The sequence below is a fragment of the Bradyrhizobium lablabi genome, from assembly GCF_001440475.1.
In the GTDB taxonomy this organism is placed as follows: domain Bacteria; phylum Pseudomonadota; class Alphaproteobacteria; order Rhizobiales; family Xanthobacteraceae; genus Bradyrhizobium; species Bradyrhizobium lablabi.
The window spans coordinates 143,521-161,185 of record NZ_LLYB01000123.1; the positions used below are offsets into that span (position 1 = coordinate 143,521).

Annotated in this window: 19 protein-coding genes; 8 read left to right on the forward strand and 11 right to left on the reverse strand. The window is 63.4% G+C overall.

The window, feature by feature from the left end; translation table 11 throughout:
* Positions 1 to 729: 729 nt before the first annotated feature.
* Entirely contained in the window at positions 730 to 1,197 is a 468-nt protein-coding gene (locus CQ14_RS34595) for a hypothetical protein (protein ID WP_057862231.1), read from the forward strand.
* Positions 1,198 to 1,340: 143 nt separating this feature from the next.
* Positions 1,341 to 3,575, forward strand: a complete 2,235-nt coding sequence (locus tag CQ14_RS34600; protein WP_057862232.1) for a PAS domain-containing hybrid sensor histidine kinase/response regulator — start codon at positions 1,341 to 1,343, stop codon at positions 3,573 to 3,575.
* A gap of 67 nt (positions 3,576 to 3,642) precedes the next feature.
* On the opposite strand, the gene coaA is transcribed toward CQ14_RS34600, so the two are convergent.
* The 7 genes from coaA to hisB all read right to left on the reverse strand — a co-directional run.
* On the reverse strand, positions 3,643 to 4,550 hold a 908-nt coding region (gene coaA / locus CQ14_RS34605; RefSeq protein WP_245320751.1), incomplete at its 5' end, for a type I pantothenate kinase.
* 66 nt (positions 4,551 to 4,616) lie between these two features.
* Positions 4,617 to 4,940, reverse strand: a complete 324-nt coding sequence (locus CQ14_RS34610) for a phosphoribosyl-ATP diphosphatase (protein WP_057862233.1) — start codon at positions 4,938 to 4,940, stop codon at positions 4,617 to 4,619.
* An 83-nt stretch (positions 4,941 to 5,023) separates the two neighbouring features.
* Positions 5,024 to 5,800, reverse strand: a complete 777-nt coding sequence (hisF, locus tag CQ14_RS34615; RefSeq protein ID WP_057862234.1) for an imidazole glycerol phosphate synthase subunit HisF — start codon at positions 5,798 to 5,800, stop codon at positions 5,024 to 5,026.
* A 90-nt stretch (positions 5,801 to 5,890) separates the two neighbouring features.
* On the reverse strand, positions 5,891 to 6,652 hold the full coding sequence (gene hisA, locus CQ14_RS34620; protein WP_199805693.1) for a 1-(5-phosphoribosyl)-5-[(5-phosphoribosylamino)methylideneamino]imidazole-4-carboxamide isomerase: 762 nt from the start codon (positions 6,650 to 6,652) through the stop codon (positions 5,891 to 5,893).
* Positions 6,640 to 7,290, reverse strand: coding sequence for an imidazole glycerol phosphate synthase subunit HisH (gene hisH / locus CQ14_RS34625; protein ID WP_057862235.1), 651 nt, complete (start codon positions 7,288 to 7,290; stop codon positions 6,640 to 6,642). The genes hisA and hisH overlap by 13 nt, the downstream gene beginning before the upstream one ends.
* On the reverse strand, positions 7,287 to 7,820 hold the full coding sequence (locus CQ14_RS34630) for a DUF2628 domain-containing protein (RefSeq protein WP_057862236.1): 534 nt from the start codon (positions 7,818 to 7,820) through the stop codon (positions 7,287 to 7,289). Before CQ14_RS34630 ends, hisH begins: the two co-directional genes overlap by 4 nt.
* Positions 7,821 to 7,858: 38 nt before the next feature.
* The gene (gene hisB / locus CQ14_RS34635; protein ID WP_057862237.1) at positions 7,859 to 8,452 is read right to left on the reverse strand and encodes an imidazoleglycerol-phosphate dehydratase HisB; all 594 of its coding nucleotides are present in this window, start codon (positions 8,450 to 8,452) and stop codon (positions 7,859 to 7,861) included.
* 192 nt (positions 8,453 to 8,644) lie between these two features.
* Here hisB and hslV point away from each other — a divergent pair, with 192 nt between their 5' ends.
* From hslV to CQ14_RS34660, 5 genes are all read left to right on the forward strand, one after another.
* Positions 8,645 to 9,196: an ATP-dependent protease subunit HslV gene (gene hslV / locus CQ14_RS34640; protein ID WP_057862238.1), complete on the forward strand. Its 552-nt coding sequence runs from the start codon at positions 8,645 to 8,647 to the stop codon at positions 9,194 to 9,196.
* A 14-nt stretch (positions 9,197 to 9,210) separates the two neighbouring features.
* The gene (locus CQ14_RS34645) at positions 9,211 to 9,696 is read left to right on the forward strand and encodes a GNAT family N-acetyltransferase (protein ID WP_057862239.1); all 486 of its coding nucleotides are present in this window, start codon (positions 9,211 to 9,213) and stop codon (positions 9,694 to 9,696) included.
* Positions 9,693 to 10,301 carry a DUF2585 domain-containing protein gene (locus CQ14_RS34650; RefSeq protein WP_057862240.1) on the forward strand — a complete coding sequence of 203 codons (609 nt, stop codon included), beginning with the start codon at positions 9,693 to 9,695 and terminating at the stop codon, positions 10,299 to 10,301. Before CQ14_RS34645 ends, CQ14_RS34650 begins: the two co-directional genes overlap by 4 nt.
* Positions 10,302 to 10,353: 52 nt before the next feature.
* Positions 10,354 to 11,655 (forward strand): ATP-dependent protease ATPase subunit HslU, encoded by a 1,302-nt coding sequence (hslU, locus tag CQ14_RS34655; RefSeq protein WP_057862241.1) that lies wholly within the window; start codon positions 10,354 to 10,356, stop codon positions 11,653 to 11,655.
* 257 nt (positions 11,656 to 11,912) lie between these two features.
* Complete coding sequence (locus CQ14_RS34660; protein WP_057862242.1) at positions 11,913 to 13,037, forward strand: hypothetical protein; 1,125 nt, start codon at positions 11,913 to 11,915, stop codon at positions 13,035 to 13,037.
* A 56-nt stretch (positions 13,038 to 13,093) separates the two neighbouring features.
* Here CQ14_RS34660 and CQ14_RS34665 read toward each other — a convergent pair whose 3' ends face one another.
* The 3 genes from CQ14_RS34665 to CQ14_RS34675 are packed head-to-tail and all read right to left on the reverse strand — an operon-like array spanning position 13,094 to position 15,934.
* A complete protein-coding gene (locus tag CQ14_RS34665; protein ID WP_057862243.1) occupies positions 13,094 to 13,690 on the reverse strand; it encodes a Smr/MutS family protein in 597 nt (198 codons plus the stop codon).
* The gene (gene mltA, locus CQ14_RS34670; protein ID WP_057862244.1) at positions 13,687 to 15,255 is read right to left on the reverse strand and encodes a murein transglycosylase A; all 1,569 of its coding nucleotides are present in this window, start codon (positions 15,253 to 15,255) and stop codon (positions 13,687 to 13,689) included. The genes CQ14_RS34665 and mltA overlap by 4 nt, the downstream gene beginning before the upstream one ends.
* Positions 15,233 to 15,934 carry a Tim44/TimA family putative adaptor protein gene (locus CQ14_RS34675; RefSeq protein ID WP_057862245.1) on the reverse strand — a complete coding sequence of 234 codons (702 nt, stop codon included), beginning with the start codon at positions 15,932 to 15,934 and terminating at the stop codon, positions 15,233 to 15,235. The genes mltA and CQ14_RS34675 overlap by 23 nt, the downstream gene beginning before the upstream one ends.
* Positions 15,935 to 16,359: 425 nt before the next feature.
* Between CQ14_RS34675 and secB the strand changes: the two genes are divergently transcribed.
* A complete protein-coding gene (gene secB / locus CQ14_RS34680) occupies positions 16,360 to 16,848 on the forward strand; it encodes a protein-export chaperone SecB (RefSeq protein WP_057862246.1) in 489 nt (162 codons plus the stop codon).
* A 103-nt stretch (positions 16,849 to 16,951) separates the two neighbouring features.
* Here secB and dnaQ read toward each other — a convergent pair whose 3' ends face one another.
* Positions 16,952 to 17,653, reverse strand: a complete 702-nt coding sequence (dnaQ, locus tag CQ14_RS34685) for a DNA polymerase III subunit epsilon (protein WP_057862247.1) — start codon at positions 17,651 to 17,653, stop codon at positions 16,952 to 16,954.
* Between the last annotated feature and the right edge of the window lie 12 nt (positions 17,654 to 17,665).

The following is a 17,665-nucleotide window of genomic DNA, read 5'->3' on the forward strand; positions in this document are numbered from 1 at the left end:
CCAGCGTATATTGTGAAACCAGGGCCTACCGGGGCTCAGGGATACTTCGGTTCGCTCGGCGGAAATCGGAGAATGCCTTGGTTTTCAGGCGTTTCCGTCGTTCTCACCAGGCCGAAAAAGTGGCTAGACATCGAGTCGTGTGGTCCTGATGTCGCGGTTTTGGCATGAAGCTGCGCGGAGTTTTCTGCGTAGCGACGGTGGCAAAAGAGCCGTTCTCCGGGGAGCTCGTGATACGCCGTAAAACCATTGCGCAGGGAAAGCCGGAGTGTTTCCGCTGAACCTGCATGCTCGTGTGCGTTTTTATTTGCGCACATTCTACACGAGACCGCGGATGCAGCGCGCACCCGGTCTTCCCTTCGCCCTCTGAATCAGAGGGCGGACAAAAAAATGCAGGCCTCGGGCAGAACATGTCGCGAGAACGCGAAACTATATCAGCGTCATTGCGAGCGCAGCGAAGCAATCCATTGTCACCTCACGCGCGGAAAGATGGATTGCTTCGCTTCGCTCGCAATGACGTGGATGAACCGCGGCGCACTCGATCTGCCGCATGTACGGGGACGACACTTCATAATGCAGCGGCCGCGACACTGGCCCACTTCCCACTACTCGCTATCAGGATGCCATCTCGCCATAAAACAACCGGCGTCAACGTCGCGGTAACTAATTTCTTTTACCCTCTGCCAACCATAAGCCCCATGTGGCGGGCTTATGGCGAGTGGGTAGCGTGTCATGTTGCGTTTGAAAGTCCTGGTCTCCGTGGTTCCGCTGGCGATTGTCGCCCTGTTCGCGCGGAGCGAGCTTTTGGGCGGTCCGCGGCCCTGCATCGAAATTGCGGGCACTTCCGTCCAGATCGCCGCCCTCTCCTGGGAGGCGCACCACCACGTCAGCTTCACCAGCGATCCGTCCCGCGCGACGGTTCGGGTCCAGATCTCCGACAGCCCCGAAGCCGCCGACTTCACCGTGATCGACGACATCGATACGGCGGAGGCCGGTGCCTGCGAGAGCAACACGCCGCCGCGGCTGGTCGCGATTTCCCGAAAGCCCTCCGGCTCCGATCCGGTGATCTATCTCTCCCGGGACGGGCCGGCCGATTACCGCATCTTCGTATCCTCGAAGACCTTTTCGCTGCTCGATGCCGCCGCCCTGATCGTCGGCGCCCGCGGCGAGCGCCACCGCATCCAGGCAGCGGCGCTTTAACGTTTCATTCACCCTGTTCTCATCGCGGCCGTTTCGCGCTGAGCACCTCAAGCACTTTGCAACGTCGGCGACGCATCGTCTGTCTAAGGCATACGGCGCAGCGGGCCGGTTCAGTTCAAGCAGCAAGCTCAGGGTCATTGGCGATGGGGCGGACATTCCGGATCAAACTTCGCTTTCGCCGTTTTGGCCGGCGTCACCCCTGGCTCACCTTCGCGCTTCGCTCTTTCATGATCTTCTCGGTCGTGTTCGGCGCGGCCTATGGCTTCATCGCCGGAGCCCGGACGGAAAATTCCGGCTATGATCCGCACTCCTTTGCAATCGGGGTCGCCTTCCTGTTTGCGCTCGCCTGCGTCGCGCTCGCGGCCTTGAGCTTCCGGCTGCGGCTGCTGCGCAAGAAGATGCGCAAGGTCGCGCTTCATAATGAAGCGCTCGCCGACCGGAACTGGGAATTGCAGGAAGCCGAGCAGCGCGCCCGCCGCCTGTTCGAAGCGCAGGGCGACCTGATCGTGCTGCGCGACGCGGAAAGCCGCATCACCTATGCCAACGACGCCTATTGCGAGCTCGCGCAAATGCCGCGCGAGGCGCTGATCGGCAGCCGCTTCGCGCTCAGAGTTCTCGAACAGGGCGACACCGCGCTGGAGCCGAACGGCACCCGCGTTCACGACCAGAGAGTCGAGGGGCCGCTCGGCCCGCGCTGGATTGCGTGGCGTGAGGGTCTGGTCCGCAACGACGCCGGAGAGCGCGCGGAAATGCAAAGCGTCGGTCGCGACGTCACCGACCGCACCGAGAGCGAACGTGCGCTGACCGAGGCGCGCGACCAGGCCGATGCCGCGAGCCGCGCCAAGTCGCGCTTCCTCGCCATGGCGAGCCACGAGATCCGTACCCCGCTCAACGGCATCATCGGCATGAGCGGCCTGTTGATGGATACGCCGCTGACGCCGGAACAGACGACCTATGTCAAGGCGGTGAAGACCTCCGGCGACGCGCTGCTGTCGTTGATCGAGGAATTGCTGGACTATTCCAAGATCGAGGCCGGCAAGATCGATCTCGACCATCGTCCGTTCGCGCTATCCCGCCTGATCGAGGACATCACCGAATTGCTGGCGCCGCGCGCGGAGGCCAAGAAAATCGAGATGGCCGCCTATGTCGACGAGCGGTTGCCAAGCGAGGTGGTCGGCGACGCGGCGCGACTGCGCCAGGTGCTGCTCAATCTCGCCGGCAATGCCATCAAGTTCACCTCGACCGGCGGCGTCGCGCTGATCGTCGAGCCCGGCATCTGGCCCAATGAAATCAGTTTCCTGGTGCGCGACACCGGCATCGGCATCGCGCCCGAGGCGCGCGAGCGGATCTTCCGCGAGTTCGAGCAGGCCGACGACAAGATCTCCCGCAGCTATGGCGGCACCGGCCTTGGTCTCAGCATCTCCGACCGCATCGTCAAGCGCATGGGCGGCCGCATCACGCTGGAGAGCCAGTCGGGCGCCGGCTCGACATTCGAAGTCTCGATTCCGCTTGCCGCCGCGGCGAGCGAACAATCCTCGTTCGCCGCGCCGGATCTCTCCGGCCAGTCGATCATGCTGGTGTCGCCGCAGAACATCGAGGCCTCGCTGGCCGCGCGGCGGCTGCAGCGCTGGGGCGGTCAGACCTGCATGGTGGCGGACACCGATGTCGCCGAGGCCCTGCTGCCCGAGCGCGCCTGGCACGCCGTGCTGATCGACCACGCGCTGGGGCTCTCCGATATCCAGCGGCTCGGTGAAGCCGCGCGCCTGCACGCCACCCAGCGCATCGTGATGTTCACGCCGGCGACGCGGCACGAATTGCAGCCATCCGCCATTTCCGCCTTCACCGGCTATCTGGTCAAGCCGCTGCGCGCCGCCTCGCTCGCCGCACGCCTGATGGCAGCGCCGGAAGTGGCCTCGCCGAGCCTGGAGCCGGCCATCGACCCGAACGATCCGCCGGCCGCGTCCTCGGTCAAGGGCTTGTCGATCCTGGTTGCCGAGGACAATCAGATCAATGCGCTGTTGATCCGCTCGCTGCTCGGCCGGCTCGGCCATCAAGCCATGATCACCACCAACGGCGCCGAGGCTCTGGAATCCTGGCTGGCGGCGAAATCGGCAGGCACTCCCTATGACCTGGTGCTGATGGACATCCAGATGCCGCAGCTCGACGGCATCGAGACCACCAAGCAAATTCGCACGCTTGAGGCCGGCGAACCGGCAAGCCGGACGCCGATCCTCGCGCTCACCGCCAACACGCTGGTGGAAGACCGCTACGCCTGCTTCGAGGCCGGCATGGACGGATTCCTGATCAAGCCGCTCGACCGCGAAAAGCTTGCCGAGGCGCTCCTCGGCCTGATCGCGACACGGCATATCGCGGCGTGAGGTGAATTCGTAGGGTGGGCAAAGCGCAGCGTGCCCACCATTTCAGTTAGCTATCGGGAGAGCGAGATTACAGCCGCCGCAGCGCGACCGTCTCGACCAGATGATCGGCGCGCTTTTTCAGGATCAGCGTCGCCCGTGGACGGGTCGGCAAAATATTGTCCTCGAGATTGGCGAGGTTCGTGCGCTCCCAGATCGCGATCGCGGTAGCCGTCGCCTCCTCGTCCGAGAGCACGGCGTAGCGATGGAAGTACGATTTGGGATCGTGGAACGCGGTGTCCCTGAGCGCGAGGAAGCGCCGCACATACCATTCGCGCAGCACCGGCTCCTCGGCGTCGATATAGACCGAGAAATCGAAGAAGTCGGACACCACGGGCACTGCCTTGCCATCGCGCGGCAGGCGGCCGGTCTGCAGCACGTTGACGCCTTCGACGATCAGGATGTCGGGGCGGTCGACCTCGATCCACTGGTTCGGCACGATGTCGTAGACCAGATGCGAATAAACCGGCGCCCGCACCGGCCGGCGGCCTGACTTGATATCAGAGAGGAACGACAGCAGCATCGGCAGGTCGTAGCTCTCGGGAAAGCCCTTTTTCTGCATCAGGCCCTGCCGCTCCAGCACGGCATTGGGAAACAGGAAACCGTCTGTCGTCACCAGGTCGACCTTGGGCCGCGGCGACCAGCGCGCGAGCAGCGCCTGCAGCACGCGCGCAGTGGTCGATTTGCCGACCGCCACCGAGCCCGCGACGCCGATGATGTAGGGCACCTTGCGGTCACGGATGTCGAGGAACTGGCGCTGCGACTGGTAGAGACGATGGGTGGCGTCGACATAGATCGACAACAGGCGCGACAGCGGCAGGTAGATGTCCTCGACCTCCTGCATATCGAGGCGGTCGTGCATCGAACGCAGCCGCTCGAACTCGCCCGGCTCCAGCGTCATCGGCGTGTCGTCGCGCAGCCGCGCCCACTGCTCGCGGGNTAAAGATGCGGTAAGGGTTATATTGCTGGTCGGGAGCCCGGATATCCATCAGNCCATCCTCACGGTCAGTCGCGCTTGCGCGACGCCTTCTCCTCAAGCCCGGACATCGACGTCCGCTGCGCCAGCGCGGCCTCGACCTCCTCGAGCGTCACGCCGCGCGACTTCAAAAGCACCAGCAGGTGAAATACGAGATCGGCGCTTTCGGCGATCAGATGGCCGCGGTCGTTCTCGATTGCCGCGATCACGGTCTCGACCGCCTCCTCGCCCAGCTTCTTGGCGCAGTGCTCCGCACCCTTGTCGAGCAGTTTGCGGGTGTAGGACGCCTCTCCTCCCGATGCGGCCCGTGCATCGATGGTGGCGGCCAGATCATGGATCGTGAAACGCGACATCAACCGAACTCAACACTCGCACCTGGCCCAAGGCCGCGGCGCCGTCCCGAACAGGGACTTAGCACTTTTGTGACAGGGAGTCGTCAGGGATCGAGCCGCATCGGCAGGCCGGCGCGGATCATGTGCTCCTTGGCTTGGCGTATGGTAAATTCGCCGAAGTGGAATATCGAGGCGGCCAGCACCGCGGTGGCGTGGCCCTCGCGGATGCCGTCGACGAGGTGGTCGAGATTACCGACGCCGCCGGAGGCAATGACCGGTACGGGAACACTGTCGGCGATGGCCTGCGTCAGCGGCAGGTCGAACCCCTGCCGCGTACCGTCGCGGTCCATCGAGGTCAGAAGGATCTCGCCGGCGCCGAGCGACACCACTTCCTGGGCGTATTCAATGGCGTCGATCCCGGTGGAGTTGCGGCCGCCATGGGTGAAGATCTCCCAACGGTCCGAGCCGCCGCCGCGCTTGACCCGCTTGGCGTCGATCGCGACCACGATGCACTGCTCGCCGAACTTTTCGGCCGCCTGCTTGACGAATTCGCGGTTGGAGACGGCGGCCGAGTTGATCGACACCTTGTCGGCGCCGGAGCGCAACAGCGTCTTGATATCGTCGATGGTGCGCACCCCGCCGCCGACCGTCACCGGCATGAAGCAGGCCTCCGCCGTGCGCCGCACGACATCGAGCATGGTGCCACGGTTTTCGTGGGTGGCGGTGATGTCGAGGAAGCACAATTCGTCGGCGCCGGCGGCGTCATATGCAATCGCCGCTTCGACGGGATCGCCGGCGTCGCGCAGGTCGACGAAGTTGACGCCCTTGACCACGCGACCGTCCTTGACGTCGAGACAGGGGATCACGCGAACCTTGAACATCGCAAATCTCCCAAAGCGTTTTCAAGCGAAGTGGGTACCGGTTTGCTTGAAGAAAACGCGTCAAAACAAAAAAGAGGAAGAGCCATAGTTCTAACCATGGCTCTTCGTCGCGGCGCGCGCGTTGCGCATCAGCGTCAGCGCGGCGGCAGGATCGAGCCGACCGTCATAGAGCGCGCGGCCGGCAATGGCGCCGGCGAGTTTCTTGGCGCGCGGCTCCAGCAGCGCCTTGACGTCCTCGATGGACGCAAAACCGCCGGAGGCGATGACGGGGATCGAGATGCGCTCAGCGAGCGCAATGGTGGCATCGAGGTTGAGGCCCTTCAACAGGCCGTCGCGGGCGATGTCGGTGAAGATGATCGCGGCGACGCCGGCGTCCTCAAACCGTTGCGCGATCTCGAGCGCAGTCACCTGCGAGGTTTCGGCCCAGCCTTCGACCGCGACCTTGCCGTCGCGCGCATCGAGCCCGACAGCGACGCGGCCGGGGAATTTTTTCGCGGTGCTCTTCACCAGCGCGGGATCACGCACCGCCGCGGTGCCGATGATGACGCGGGCGATGCCCTTGTCGAGCCAGGCTTCCACGGTTTTGAGATCGCGGATGCCGCCGCCGAGCTGCACCGGCATGGTGACGGCTTTCAGCATCGCCTCGACGGCGAGCGCATTCATCGGCTTGCCGGCAAAGGCGCCGTCGAGATCGACGACATGGAGATATTCGAATCCCTGCTCGGCGAACGAACGCGCCTGTGCCGCGGGATCGAGGTTGAACACGGTGGCGCGTGCCATGTCGCCCTGCTCGAGGCGCACGCATTGGCCGTTTTTCAGGTCGACGGCGGGAAAGAGGATCACGGCTTCCACTTCAGGAAATTCGAGATCAGGGCCAATCCAAACCGCTGGCTCTTCTCGGGGTGAAACTGCGTGCCGATGGCGGTGTCCTTGCCGACCATCGCCGTGACCGGCCCGCCGTAATCGGCGCGCGCCAGCACGTCGGCGTCGTTCGAGGCGTTGAGATGGAACGAATGCACGAAATAGGCATGCAGGCCCTTCGGCCCGAGCGGCAGGCGTTCCAGCACCGGATGCTCGCGGAGCATGTCGAGCGTATTCCAGCCCATGTGCGGGATCTTCAGGTTTTCCTCGCGCGGCGAGATCTTCTCGACGTCGCCCGCGATCCAGTTGAAGCCGTCGGTCGTGACATGCTCCTTGCCACGCGTCGCCATCAACTGCATGCCGACGCAGATGCCGAAGAACGGCCGCGCCTTGACACGCACCGCTTCGGTCATCGCTTCCAGCATGCCGTCCACGGCATCGAGGCCGCGGCGGCAATCGGCAAAGGCGCCGACGCCGGGCAGCACGATACGGTCGGCGCGAAACACCGCGTCCGGATCACGCGTCACCATGACCTTCTGCGGCTCTTCCATGCTCCGCGCGGCGCGCTCAAACGCCTTTGCCGCCGAGTGAAGATTGCCCGAGCCGTAATCGACGATCGCAACGGTCATCGCGGCCCTCCCGGCTCCGGAAACAGGCCGATGATCCCGCCTTGCGGCAGGGGCGGCGGTGGTTTGGAGAACGGCTGGCCAGGGACGTTGCGGGTCGGCGGCGGTCCGCCGCGATCGACCGACCATTGGTCGTTGATCGGGCCGCGCGAACGGCCGGTCCAGCGTTCGAAGAAACGATGTTCGGCCGTCTCCTCATCCTCGGCGACGACGATATCGAGCTGGCGCCATTTGCGCCGCGACAACGTCCAGCGCCGCAGGGTGGCCGCCTCGAATCCCATCAGGATGGAAAGCAGAACGTCGACGAGAAAGATCGTGCTGCGGCTCGCGCCCAGCGCCGACAGCCCGAACTGCACGGCGACCAGCAGGACAATCCAGCCGAGCAACGCCAGCCACAGCCGATGCCAGAGCAGCCAGATCACGCCCGCGACCGCCGCCCAGAAATGGAAACCATCACGGACAAAGACGAACTTGTCGGTCGCCGAAGGATCGGCGCCGTTGGCCACGGGAGCATGCACTGTGTAGACCGGCATCGAACCTCTCCGCCGCGAACGAAAACGCGAACAAGAAATCAGCCGCCGAGCTGACCCTTGGTGGAAGGCACTTCGCCTGCGTTGCGCGGATCGATCGCAACCGCGGCACGAAGCGCCCTCGCCAGACCCTTGAAACAGGATTCGGCGATATGATGGCTGTTCTCGCCATATAAGGTCTCGACGTGCAAAGTCACGCCGGCGTTGATGGTGAAGGCGTTGAACCATTCGCGTACCAGCTCGGTATCGAACTGGCCGACCTTGTCGCGCGGAAAATCGACCTTGAATACCAGCACCGGCCGGCCCGAAATGTCGATCACGACGCGCGACAGCGTCTCGTCCATCGGCATGTGGATCGAGGCATAGCGGGTGATCCCGGCCATGGTGCCGAGCGCCTGCTTCACCGCCTGCCCGAGCGCGATGCCGACGTCCTCGGTGGTATGGTGGTGATCGACATGGAGGTCGCCGTCGGCCTTGACGGTGATGTCGATGCGGGAATGCCGGGCCAGCAGATCGAGCATATGGTCGAAAAAGCCGATACCGGTCGAAACCTTGGACACGCCTGACCCGTCGAGGTTCACCGCGACCTCGACGTCGGTTTCCTTGGTCTTGCGCTTGATGGACGCTGTGCGCATGAAAACTGCTTCCCTTGGGCCGCTTGAGGGCCGAAAACGCGGCCCTTTTAACAGGCCGATGTCACCTTCGCTACTGCGGGATGACGCTTACGGGACTGAACTTCGGCCTATGGTGACCGGAATCACGGTTGAAATGCCGCGATTGTAACCCTCCCCGCCAGCCCCTAAATCTGACGGGAACGAGGACAATCCATGCAAGCATCTGAAAGCAACCTGCCGATCTGGCACGGCACCACGATTTTGACGGTCCGCAAGGGCGGCAAGGTGGTAATCGGCGGCGACGGCCAGGTCTCGATCGGCCAGACCGTCATCAAGGCCAACGCCAAAAAGGTCCGGAAAATCGGCAAGGGCGACGTGATCGGCGGTTTCGCCGGGGCGACCGCCGACGCCTTCACCCTGTTCGAGCGGCTGGAAAGCAAGCTCGAGCAGTATCCGGGGCAATTGACCCGCGCAGCCGTCGAACTCGCCAAGGACTGGCGGACCGACCGTTACCTGCGCCGGCTGGAGGCGATGATGATCGTCGCCGACAAGGACGTGTCGCTGGTCCTGACCGGCACCGGCGACGTGCTGGAGCCGGAAGCGGGCGTGATGGCAATCGGCTCCGGCGGCAATTACGCGCTGGCCGCCGCCCGCGCCCTGGTCGAGACCGACAAGGACGCCGAGACCATCGTGCGCCGGGCGCTCGATATCGCCGCCGACATCTGCGTCTACACCAACCGGAACGTCACGATCGAAACGCTCTGAGGGAGCCGCCGGTCATGGCGCCGGACTATGCCTTCCGCCCGATGACGATGGCCGACCTGCCGCTCATTCGACGCTGGCTGGCCGAACCGCATGTCGTGCAGTGGTGGGGCGATCCTGTCGAACAGTACGACCTGGTCAGCGGCGATCTGAACGAACCGGCGATGGATCAGTTCATCGTCTCGGCCGGCGGCAGCGATTTCGCCTATCTGCAGTGCTACGACCTGACCGCCTGGAATTCCGGTTTTGGTCAGCACCCGAAAGGCACCCGCGGCATCGACCAGTTCATTGGAGCGCCCGACATGGTCGGACGCGGGCATGGTTCGGCGTTCATTCGCGCCTTCGTTGACGCGCGCCTGAGCAACGGCGCACCGCGCATCGTGACCGATCCCGATCCAGCCAACACCCGAGCCGTTCGTGCCTACGCGAAAGCGGGCTTTGAAAAAGCTGGTATGGTCGATACACCTGATGGCCCCGCTCTATTGATGGTCCGCAACGCATGAGCTCGACCAGCATCGACAAGGCATCCTTGCTCCGCAGCCTTTCAGGCTGGCAGTGGCTGTCAATCGCGATCGGCATCCTCGCGGCCCAGGCCGCGATCCTGTACGGGATGGGACGCCTGCCGATCTGCGCCTGCGGCTATGTCAAGCTCTGGCACGGCGTGGTGCAGAGTTCGGAAAACTCCCAGCACATCGCCGACTGGTACACGCTGTCGCACATCCTGCACGGCATCCTGTTCTATGGCGCGGCCTTCCTTGCCTTCCCTCGCCTCGCCTGGCAGGGACGCCTGATCCTTGCCATGCTGGTGGAGGGCGGCTGGGAACTGGTCGAGAATTCCGACTGGATCATCAACCGCTACCGCGCCGCCACGATCTCGCTGGATTACTTTGGCGATACTATCGTCAACTCGATCTCCGATTCACTTGCGATGATCGGCGGCTTCCTGCTGGCAAAAAAGCTGCCGGTGGCCGCCACCGTAGCGCTTGCACTGCTGTTCGAGCTCGTCATGGCGCTGCATATTCGCGATAATCTGACGCTCAACATCATTATGCTGATTCACCCCTTCGAGGCGATCAAGCTATGGCAAAGTGGGCCGCCGATCATCTGATCTGCCTCACCTCCGGCTTGTTCTCGCAACATTGGACGCTTACCTAGAACATATGACCGACTTTTCTCCCCGTGAAATCGTCTCCGAACTCGACCGCTTCATTGTCGGCCAGGCCGACGCCAAGCGCGCGGTATCGATCGCACTGCGGAACCGCTGGCGGCGGCTGCAACTCACCGGCTCGCTTCGCGAAGAAGTGCTGCCGAAGAACATCCTGATGATCGGGCCGACCGGCGTCGGCAAGACCGAGATCGCGCGACGGCTGGCGAAACTCGCCGGTGCGCCGTTCCTCAAGGTCGAGGCGACAAAATTCACTGAGGTCGGCTATGTCGGCCGCGACGTCGAGCAGATCATCCGCGATCTCGTCGAGGTCGCGATCATCCAGGTGCGCGAGCGCAAGCGCAAGGACGTACAGGCCCGCGCGCAGCTCGCCGCCGAGGAACGCGTGCTGGATGCGCTGGTCGGACCGGCGTCGAGCCCTGCAACCCGCGACTCCTTCCGCAAGAAGCTGCGCGCCGGCGAGCTCAACGACAAGGAAATCGAGATCGAGACGCAATCCTCCGGAGGCATGCCGATGTTCGAAATTCCGGGCATGCCCGGCGCGCAGATGGGCGCGATTTCGATCGGCGATATCTTCGGCAAACTGGGCGGACGCACCAAGACCCGCCGCCTGACGGTGGAAGGCTCGCACGAGATTCTCGTCAACGAGGAATCCGACAAGCTGCTCGACAACGACCAGCTCGTGCTGGAAGCGATCGCCGCGGTCGAGAACAACGGCATCGTGTTCCTCGACGAGATCGACAAGATCTGCGTGCGGGAAAACCGCCTCGGCGGCGACGTCTCGCGCGAGGGCGTGCAGCGCGACCTGCTGCCGCTGATCGAAGGCACGACGGTCATGACCAAGCACGGCGTGGTCAAGACCGACCACATCCTGTTCATCGCCTCGGGCGCGTTCCACATCGCAAAGCCCTCGGACCTGTTGCCGGAGTTACAGGGCCGCCTGCCGATCCGCGTCGAGCTGGAGGCGCTGAGCCGCGACGACATGCGCCGCATCCTGACCGAGCCGGAGGCGTCGCTGATCAAGCAATACGTCGCGCTGATGCAGACCGAGGGCGTCACGCTCGACATCACAGACGGCGCCATCGACGCGCTGGCGGACATCGCCGTCGCCGTCAATTCAACGGTCGAGAACATCGGCGCGCGGCGGCTGCAGACAGTGATGGAGCGCGTGCTCGACGAGATTTCCTTCGCGGCGCCGGATCGCCATGGCGAGACCATCAAGGTCGACGCCGACTATGTGCAGAAGCACATCGGCGACCTTGCCAAGAACTCGGATCTGAGCCGGTTTATCTTGTAGCCGAGGACTAACGCCGTAGCCCGGATGGAGCCAACGGGTCGCGCGAATGCGCGCCCGATGACAGCTCCGCGAAATACGGGACGGTGATTATACGGATTACGCCTCGCTTCATCTGGGCTACATTCCCCTGACCATAGGAATCTATTGTGGGCTTCGGCTGAGGCCGATATTCCGTTTGCGACCACTGCCGGTGGTTATGGGGGGCCCTGCGCCCGTGCGCAATTGCGCACCAGCCGGGGACAAGGGGCTGGGCGACTATGAACCTGCGCATCCGGGAAAAGCCGTGGCGCTTGATGCTTGTCATCAATGCCGCCGTGCTATTCGGGGTATTCCTGCACAAGATCTCGCTGCCGCCTTACGTCCCCTATATCCATCTGCTGGTCGATTATCATTTCGGCTTCACCAAGCGCGCGCTGATCGGCGCGATCGTCTCGCTGTTTACGGCGAAGGTGCCGCTGTGGCTGGTGTTCGGGCTCGGCGGCGCGGTCTGGCTGGTCACGGCCGGACTGTTCGTTCATCTGTTCCGGAGGACGTTCGATTTTGATGAGAAGCATCTGCCGCTGTTCGTGTTCATGGCGGGCTCGCCGTTCTTCCTGAAGAATTTCATGCACACGCTCGGGCATTTCGACATCTATGGCTGCCTGTTCGCGATCTGCCTGCTCCTGCTACCGGCGCGTTCGCTGGCCTATGTGCTGCTCGCGGCGACGTTCTCGGCCATCCTCATTCTGATCCACCACATTCATCTTCTGATGTATGTCCCGACCATCGCCGTCATCGTGGTGCTGCGCCACTATCTCGTTTACGGAACGCGCCGACAAAATGCGGCGGTTGGCATCGCTTCGCTGGCCGGCGTCGGTGCACTGTTCATCGCTGCGCAGTTCTACGGCACGATTCCGGTGCCGGAGGCTGAGTTCGTCGCGCATCTGCAGGACAGAATGGCCGACCCGTCGCAAACGAAGCTGCTGAGCTTTGGCTATATCTGGTACCAGCCGCTCGCGAAGGAGATTCTCGATACCTGGCAGCGCCTGCCGCACAATCTGCTCGGCATGCCGGTGTTTGCGCTCCTGATCTGGCTGCACACGCCGCTCTGGCGATATTTTCGCAATCTGATCGCCGTGCTTGCCGTCGACGCCCATCGCAACATTGTCACCGCCGCAATTATCGTGGTCAGCTTCGGCTATCTCGTCATGTTCGCGATCGTGTTCGATTATTCCAGGTGGATTTCGAATTGGGCAGTGTGCCTGTTCCTGATCCTGCATGCAGTGAAAATGCTGCCGACTTCAAAGGACACGCCGCCGATATCGGCTGACGATCGGAAGGCGGCTGTGTTCGGCTGGATCGTGACGCTGATCCCGCGCGTCGGCATCGTGCGGCCATTTTAACTCGACGCGTCTTCTTTACGCGAACCGGTATCCACTTCGCTCGAAAACGCTACGGCTTAGAACCGCGCCCGCCGCACCCGGACGTACAAGGCGCCCTCGCCGCCATGGCCGATATGGGCTTCCTCGAAGCCGACCACCAGCGAGCGGAATTCCGGCAGGCCGAGCCATTGCGGCACCTGGCGGCGAAGCACGCCGCGTTCGGATTCCGCGCCCATCTTGCCCTTGCCGGTAATGATCAGGACGAAGGTCAGCCCGTCATGATGGGCACGCTGCAGAAAGCCGAGCAGCGCGCGATGCGCCCGCGTCTGCGTCATGCCATGCAAATCGAGCCTTGCATCGATCTCCTTGCGGCCGCGCGACAGATGCGATCGCTCGCGGCGACCGATCGGCGCCAGCGGCGGTGGCTCCGGCTTTGCAGGCAGAACAATTCGCGCCGGCGCGACATGCTTTGGCGTCGCGGCGGGTTTGGGTGCGATTTTGGCATTGGCTTCGGTTGAAGCAACCGACGGCTTCGCGACGCGGTGGCGCTTGCGCAGCGGCTTGACCTGTTTGGCGACGCTCTCCCACAGCACGCGCTCCTCTTCGCTGAGGCTGCGCTTGCGTCGTGGCGGCTCCGGCAGTTCGGGTATCAAGCTGGAAGAACGGCGCTTCATCGACGGTGGCGATATCGGCGCAGGTGACGCGGATGCGGTGAAACGGCTTCAACTTTCGGCCGCGGCTCGGGAAGCGGTACCGGCGTTGCCACCACAGCCTGGACCGCCGGCGCTGGCGCGGTTGCGGGCGGTGTCGCCGCCGGGGCCGCGGGCCTGGCGTTAGTCGCGGCGGTAACGTCCGGCTGCCTTGCAGGATTCTTCAACGGATCGGTTTGCGGGAACAGCTTTGCGATCTGCGCCGACGGCCGCGGGTCGGGCACCGGCATCTTGCGGCCCCGCTCGCCGGGATCGAGGCTCTTCGGCACCAGCATCACAAAGCGCGCATTATGACGAAGACGGCCGGCAACCTTGCCGGCATCGAGACCGGCACCGAAATAAAGGTCCGCGCGTGCGGGACCGACGATGGCGGAGCCGGTGTCCTGCGCGATCATCAGCCGGCGGAACGGCGTCTTTGACAGCTCCGATTCGATCGGCAGCTCGCCTTCGATGAAGAACGGCGTGCCATAGACATGCAGCGCCTTGTCGACCGCAATCGACCGGCCCGGCGTCAATGGTACGCCCTGGGCGCCGACCGCCTCGTCCTTGTCGGAAAGCTGCACCTCGCGGAAAAAGACGTAGGACTTGTTCTGCCGCCGCAGTTCGTCGGCCTCGTTCGGATTCTGCTCCATCCACTCCCGGATCTTCTGCATCGACATCTGATCCTTGGGGATGATGTTGCGCTCGATCAGGATGCGGCCGACCGCCGTATAGGGAAAGCCATTATGGGCATCGTAATTGATACGAACGGTGGAGCCGTCGTCGAGGCTGACCCGCGCGGAACCCTGGATCTGCGAGAACAGCAGGTCGGTCTGTTCCTTCAGAAAACAAATTTCAAGTCCGCGGCCGGCAATCGCACCGTCCTCGATTTCGGCGCGGTCGTAGTAGGGCACGAGCTTGCGGCGGCCGATCTTGCGGAACACCTGGCCCTTGTTTGGCAGGCCGACCGAACCCTGCGTGGTGCCGCGGACGAACAGGTTGGATGGCCGGCGATAGACCGGCACCTTGTAGACCTCGTTCTCCGTTCGTGAGCCGTCGACGATGGGTTCGTAATAACCGGTGACAAAACCCTCGCCTTCGCCAAGCCGCGAAATGCGCACGGGAAGAAAGTGCTCCTCGAAGAACGCCTTGGCCTTCGCTCCATCGGATAGTTCGAGGCCCTTCGCGACGCGGCAGGGATCGCGCAGCGAGGCACCGAGCGCCTTCGGATCGGCCGGCGGCTTTTGCTGCGCCGCTATCGGCCTGCAGCTGATCCGAAATGCCTTGTAGGCGGCAAGATGATCATCCTCGCTCCAGCCCGCGATCTCGGACCAGGCGACGGGCGCATACTGGCCGCCGCTGACCTGAAACGGCAATTCAAGCTCGGGATATGGCAGGTGACGAACGGGCGGCGACGGCGGCGAAGGCCTTTGCGAACGCGCATGACGCGCGGCCGCGGCATCCACCGAAGCAAGTGACCACGCCAAAGCGATTACGCCAAACGCGAGCCTTGCAAGGCCCGGCGAATTAGCCCGCGCTTCCGGTGCCAACCAGCTTCCAGTTCGGATCGCGAGAACTCGTGTCGCGGGCGAATGTCCAGACATCGGTGATATCGGCGACCTTATCGGGGTTGCCATCGACGATGGCGCCGGTCCTGTCGCGGGTGACCGAAATCATCTGCGACACGAAGCGAACCGTCAGCTGCGCCGCGCGGTCGCGGGCTTCCGCGTTCACCAGCTCGGCCTTGTCGATCGAAACAAACCGCGTTTCGGTCTTCTGCTCGTGCTTCTCGCGATCCTTGATCACGGCCTCGAAGCTCTCATAGACCTCGCTGGACAGGAGATCCTTCAGTGCACGGCGGTCGCCATTGGCAAAGGCCAGCACGATCATCTCGTAGGCGCTGCGGGCGCCGGAGAGGAAGTGTTTTGGATCGAACGAGGAGTCCTGGGCGGCGATACCGTCCAGACCTGCGGCGAGCGGCGTGCCCGGCTCAGCAATGTCCTTCCAGCGATCGGCCGGTGCGACATCGGCGTTCGGCGCTATCGGCGCCTGGTCAATGACGGTGCCCGGCATCGGAACGACGTTATTATTGTCCTGCGTCCGTTGCGCGACATTGGGCGCGGCGCGGTCATAGGGCCGCTCGCTCCCGGTGCGCTGGCCGAGGACGCTGCGCAGGCGCAGGAAGATAAAGACCGCCAGCGCCAGGAAAATGATGGTGTAGATATCCACGTCGTATTCGCTTTCTGGTTCTAGCGCCGGCAACGGGCCCGGCGGTCGAGCGTTCCCTGATGAGAGGTTCTCTTGCGAGTTTCCCCTGGGAACGGGAGATTACATCATCGATTGAGACTGCTGCATGTAGGCATGAAACTAAGCCCGGCCAATGGCGCGTTTTGGCGCGGGGTAATTGTAGCGCGTTTTGGCCGCGAGGGGAAACCCGATCGTGCCCGGAAATCACGCATCTTCAATAATTTAGGGCGCGTATTGAGCCTCGGCGAGGCGGTATTAGGCATATCCGCCACAATTGACGGCCGGGCAGCTCCGCCGGCGAAGCGTCGTCCTTGTGGAACGAGCCGGGGCTATGATAGCCACTCGCTCCGGAAAACGCATTCAGACGAACCCGGGCCGCGCTCGCGAGCGCTTCAGGAGAGATTTTCATGACCAACGGCAACGGCGCGCCTTCCGAGCAGGCCCCTCCCCAGCTCAATGTGCTGGCCCAATACACCAAGGACCTGTCGTTCGAGAATCCGAACGCGCCCTCCTCGCTCGCGCCGCAACAGCAGCAGCCGGCGATCAACATCCAGATCAACGTTGCGGCGAACAATCTCGCGCAAAACGAGTTCGAAGTGACGCTCTCGATTGAGGGCAAAGCTGAAAATGGCGGCAAGGTGATGTTCAGCTTCGAACTCGCCTATGCGGGCGTGTTCCGCATCGTCAACGTGCCGCAGGAACAGCTTCATCCGCTGGTCATGATCGAATGCCCGCGGCTGCTGTTCCCGTTCGCGCGCGAGATCATCGCAACCGCCGTGCGCGATGGCGGCTTCCCGCCCCTGATGCTCGATCCCGTCGATTTCGTCGGCCTGTACCGCCAGAACATGGAGCGGCAGGCTGCGGCGCAGGCCGCTTCCGGCGCGAAGCCGAGCTGACCGGGCAAAGACGGCGCGCAAAACAAAATCGCGAAAACAACCCCATGCAAAGTAGGGTAAGCCCTGCTTTGCGGCGCTCGGGGATGCGAGATGGTCGCCTGAATTAGCCGGCGGCCAGCAGAAAATCGTTCCAGATCGGCTTGTCGCCCAAGGTGGCGACAAAGGCGCGATGGGCCTCGCGGTCCGCGTCGGTGATTCGCGGCGCCAGCGGCACATCGCGCTGCCGGCGTGGCGTATCGCCTGCTCCGCTGGTAATCGTGACGCGGGTTTCCGACGCCAGGATCAGCTGCGACTGCCGCGCCCCGATCAGGTCGATATAAACCTCGGCCAGGAGTTCGGCGTCCAGCAACGCGCCGTGCTTGGTGCGGCGGGAATTGTCGATCGAATAACGCGAACAGAGGTCGTCGAGCCGGTTCGACACGCCCGGATGCTTGCGCCGCGCCAGCAGCAGCGTATCGACCAGCCGCTCCCGCAAGATCGGCTGCCGCTTGATGCGATCGAGCTCGGCATTGATGAAGCTGATGTCGAACGAGGCGTTGTGAATCACCAGCGGCGCATCGCCGATGAATTCCAGGAACTCTTCAACCACCTCGGTGAACAGCGGCTTGCTGGCGAGGAACTCGGTGGACAGGCCGTGCACGTTGAATGCTTCGGCCGGCATGTCGCGCTCAGGATTGATGTAGCGGTGAAATGTCTGCCCCGTCGGCATGCGATTGAAGATTTCGATGCAGCCGATCTCGACCAGCCGGTCGCCGCGCAGCGGGTCGAGGCCTGTGGTTTCGGTATCGAGAACGATTTCACGCATGGATTTCGGGAA

Excerpts from the sequence above, each read along its gene's own strand:
- hisH (WP_057862235.1), bottom strand. The coding sequence starts at position 7,290 with ATGACCGTTGCGATCGTCGATTACGGCTCGGGCAATCTTCACTCGGCG.
- CQ14_RS34630 (WP_057862236.1), bottom strand. The coding sequence starts at position 7,820 with ATGCCGGTCTACACAGTGCATGCTCCCGTGGCCAACGGCGCCGATCCT.
- CQ14_RS34660 (WP_057862242.1), top strand. The coding sequence starts at position 11,913 with ATGAACCTGCGCATCCGGGAAAAGCCGTGGCGCTTGATGCTTGTCATC.
- hslU (WP_057862241.1), top strand. The coding sequence starts at position 10,354 with ATGACCGACTTTTCTCCCCGTGAAATCGTCTCCGAACTCGACCGCTTC.
- hisF (WP_057862234.1), bottom strand. The coding sequence starts at position 5,800 with ATGTTCAAGGTTCGCGTGATCCCCTGTCTCGACGTCAAGGACGGTCGC.
- CQ14_RS34595 (WP_057862231.1), top strand. The coding sequence starts at position 730 with ATGTTGCGTTTGAAAGTCCTGGTCTCCGTGGTTCCGCTGGCGATTGTC.
- CQ14_RS34600 (WP_057862232.1), top strand. The coding sequence starts at position 1,341 with ATGGGGCGGACATTCCGGATCAAACTTCGCTTTCGCCGTTTTGGCCGG.
- CQ14_RS34645 (WP_057862239.1), top strand. The coding sequence starts at position 9,211 with ATGGCGCCGGACTATGCCTTCCGCCCGATGACGATGGCCGACCTGCCG.
- CQ14_RS34610 (WP_057862233.1), bottom strand. The coding sequence starts at position 4,940 with ATGTCGCGTTTCACGATCCATGATCTGGCCGCCACCATCGATGCACGG.
- CQ14_RS34650 (WP_057862240.1), top strand. The coding sequence starts at position 9,693 with ATGAGCTCGACCAGCATCGACAAGGCATCCTTGCTCCGCAGCCTTTCA.
- hisB (WP_057862237.1), bottom strand. The coding sequence starts at position 8,452 with ATGCGCACAGCGTCCATCAAGCGCAAGACCAAGGAAACCGACGTCGAG.
- hslV (WP_057862238.1), top strand. The coding sequence starts at position 8,645 with ATGCAAGCATCTGAAAGCAACCTGCCGATCTGGCACGGCACCACGATT.
- secB (WP_057862246.1), top strand. The coding sequence starts at position 16,360 with ATGACCAACGGCAACGGCGCGCCTTCCGAGCAGGCCCCTCCCCAGCTC.
- dnaQ (WP_057862247.1), bottom strand. The coding sequence starts at position 17,653 with ATGCGTGAAATCGTTCTCGATACCGAAACCACAGGCCTCGACCCGCTG.
- CQ14_RS34665 (WP_057862243.1), bottom strand. The coding sequence starts at position 13,690 with ATGAAGCGCCGTTCTTCCAGCTTGATACCCGAACTGCCGGAGCCGCCA.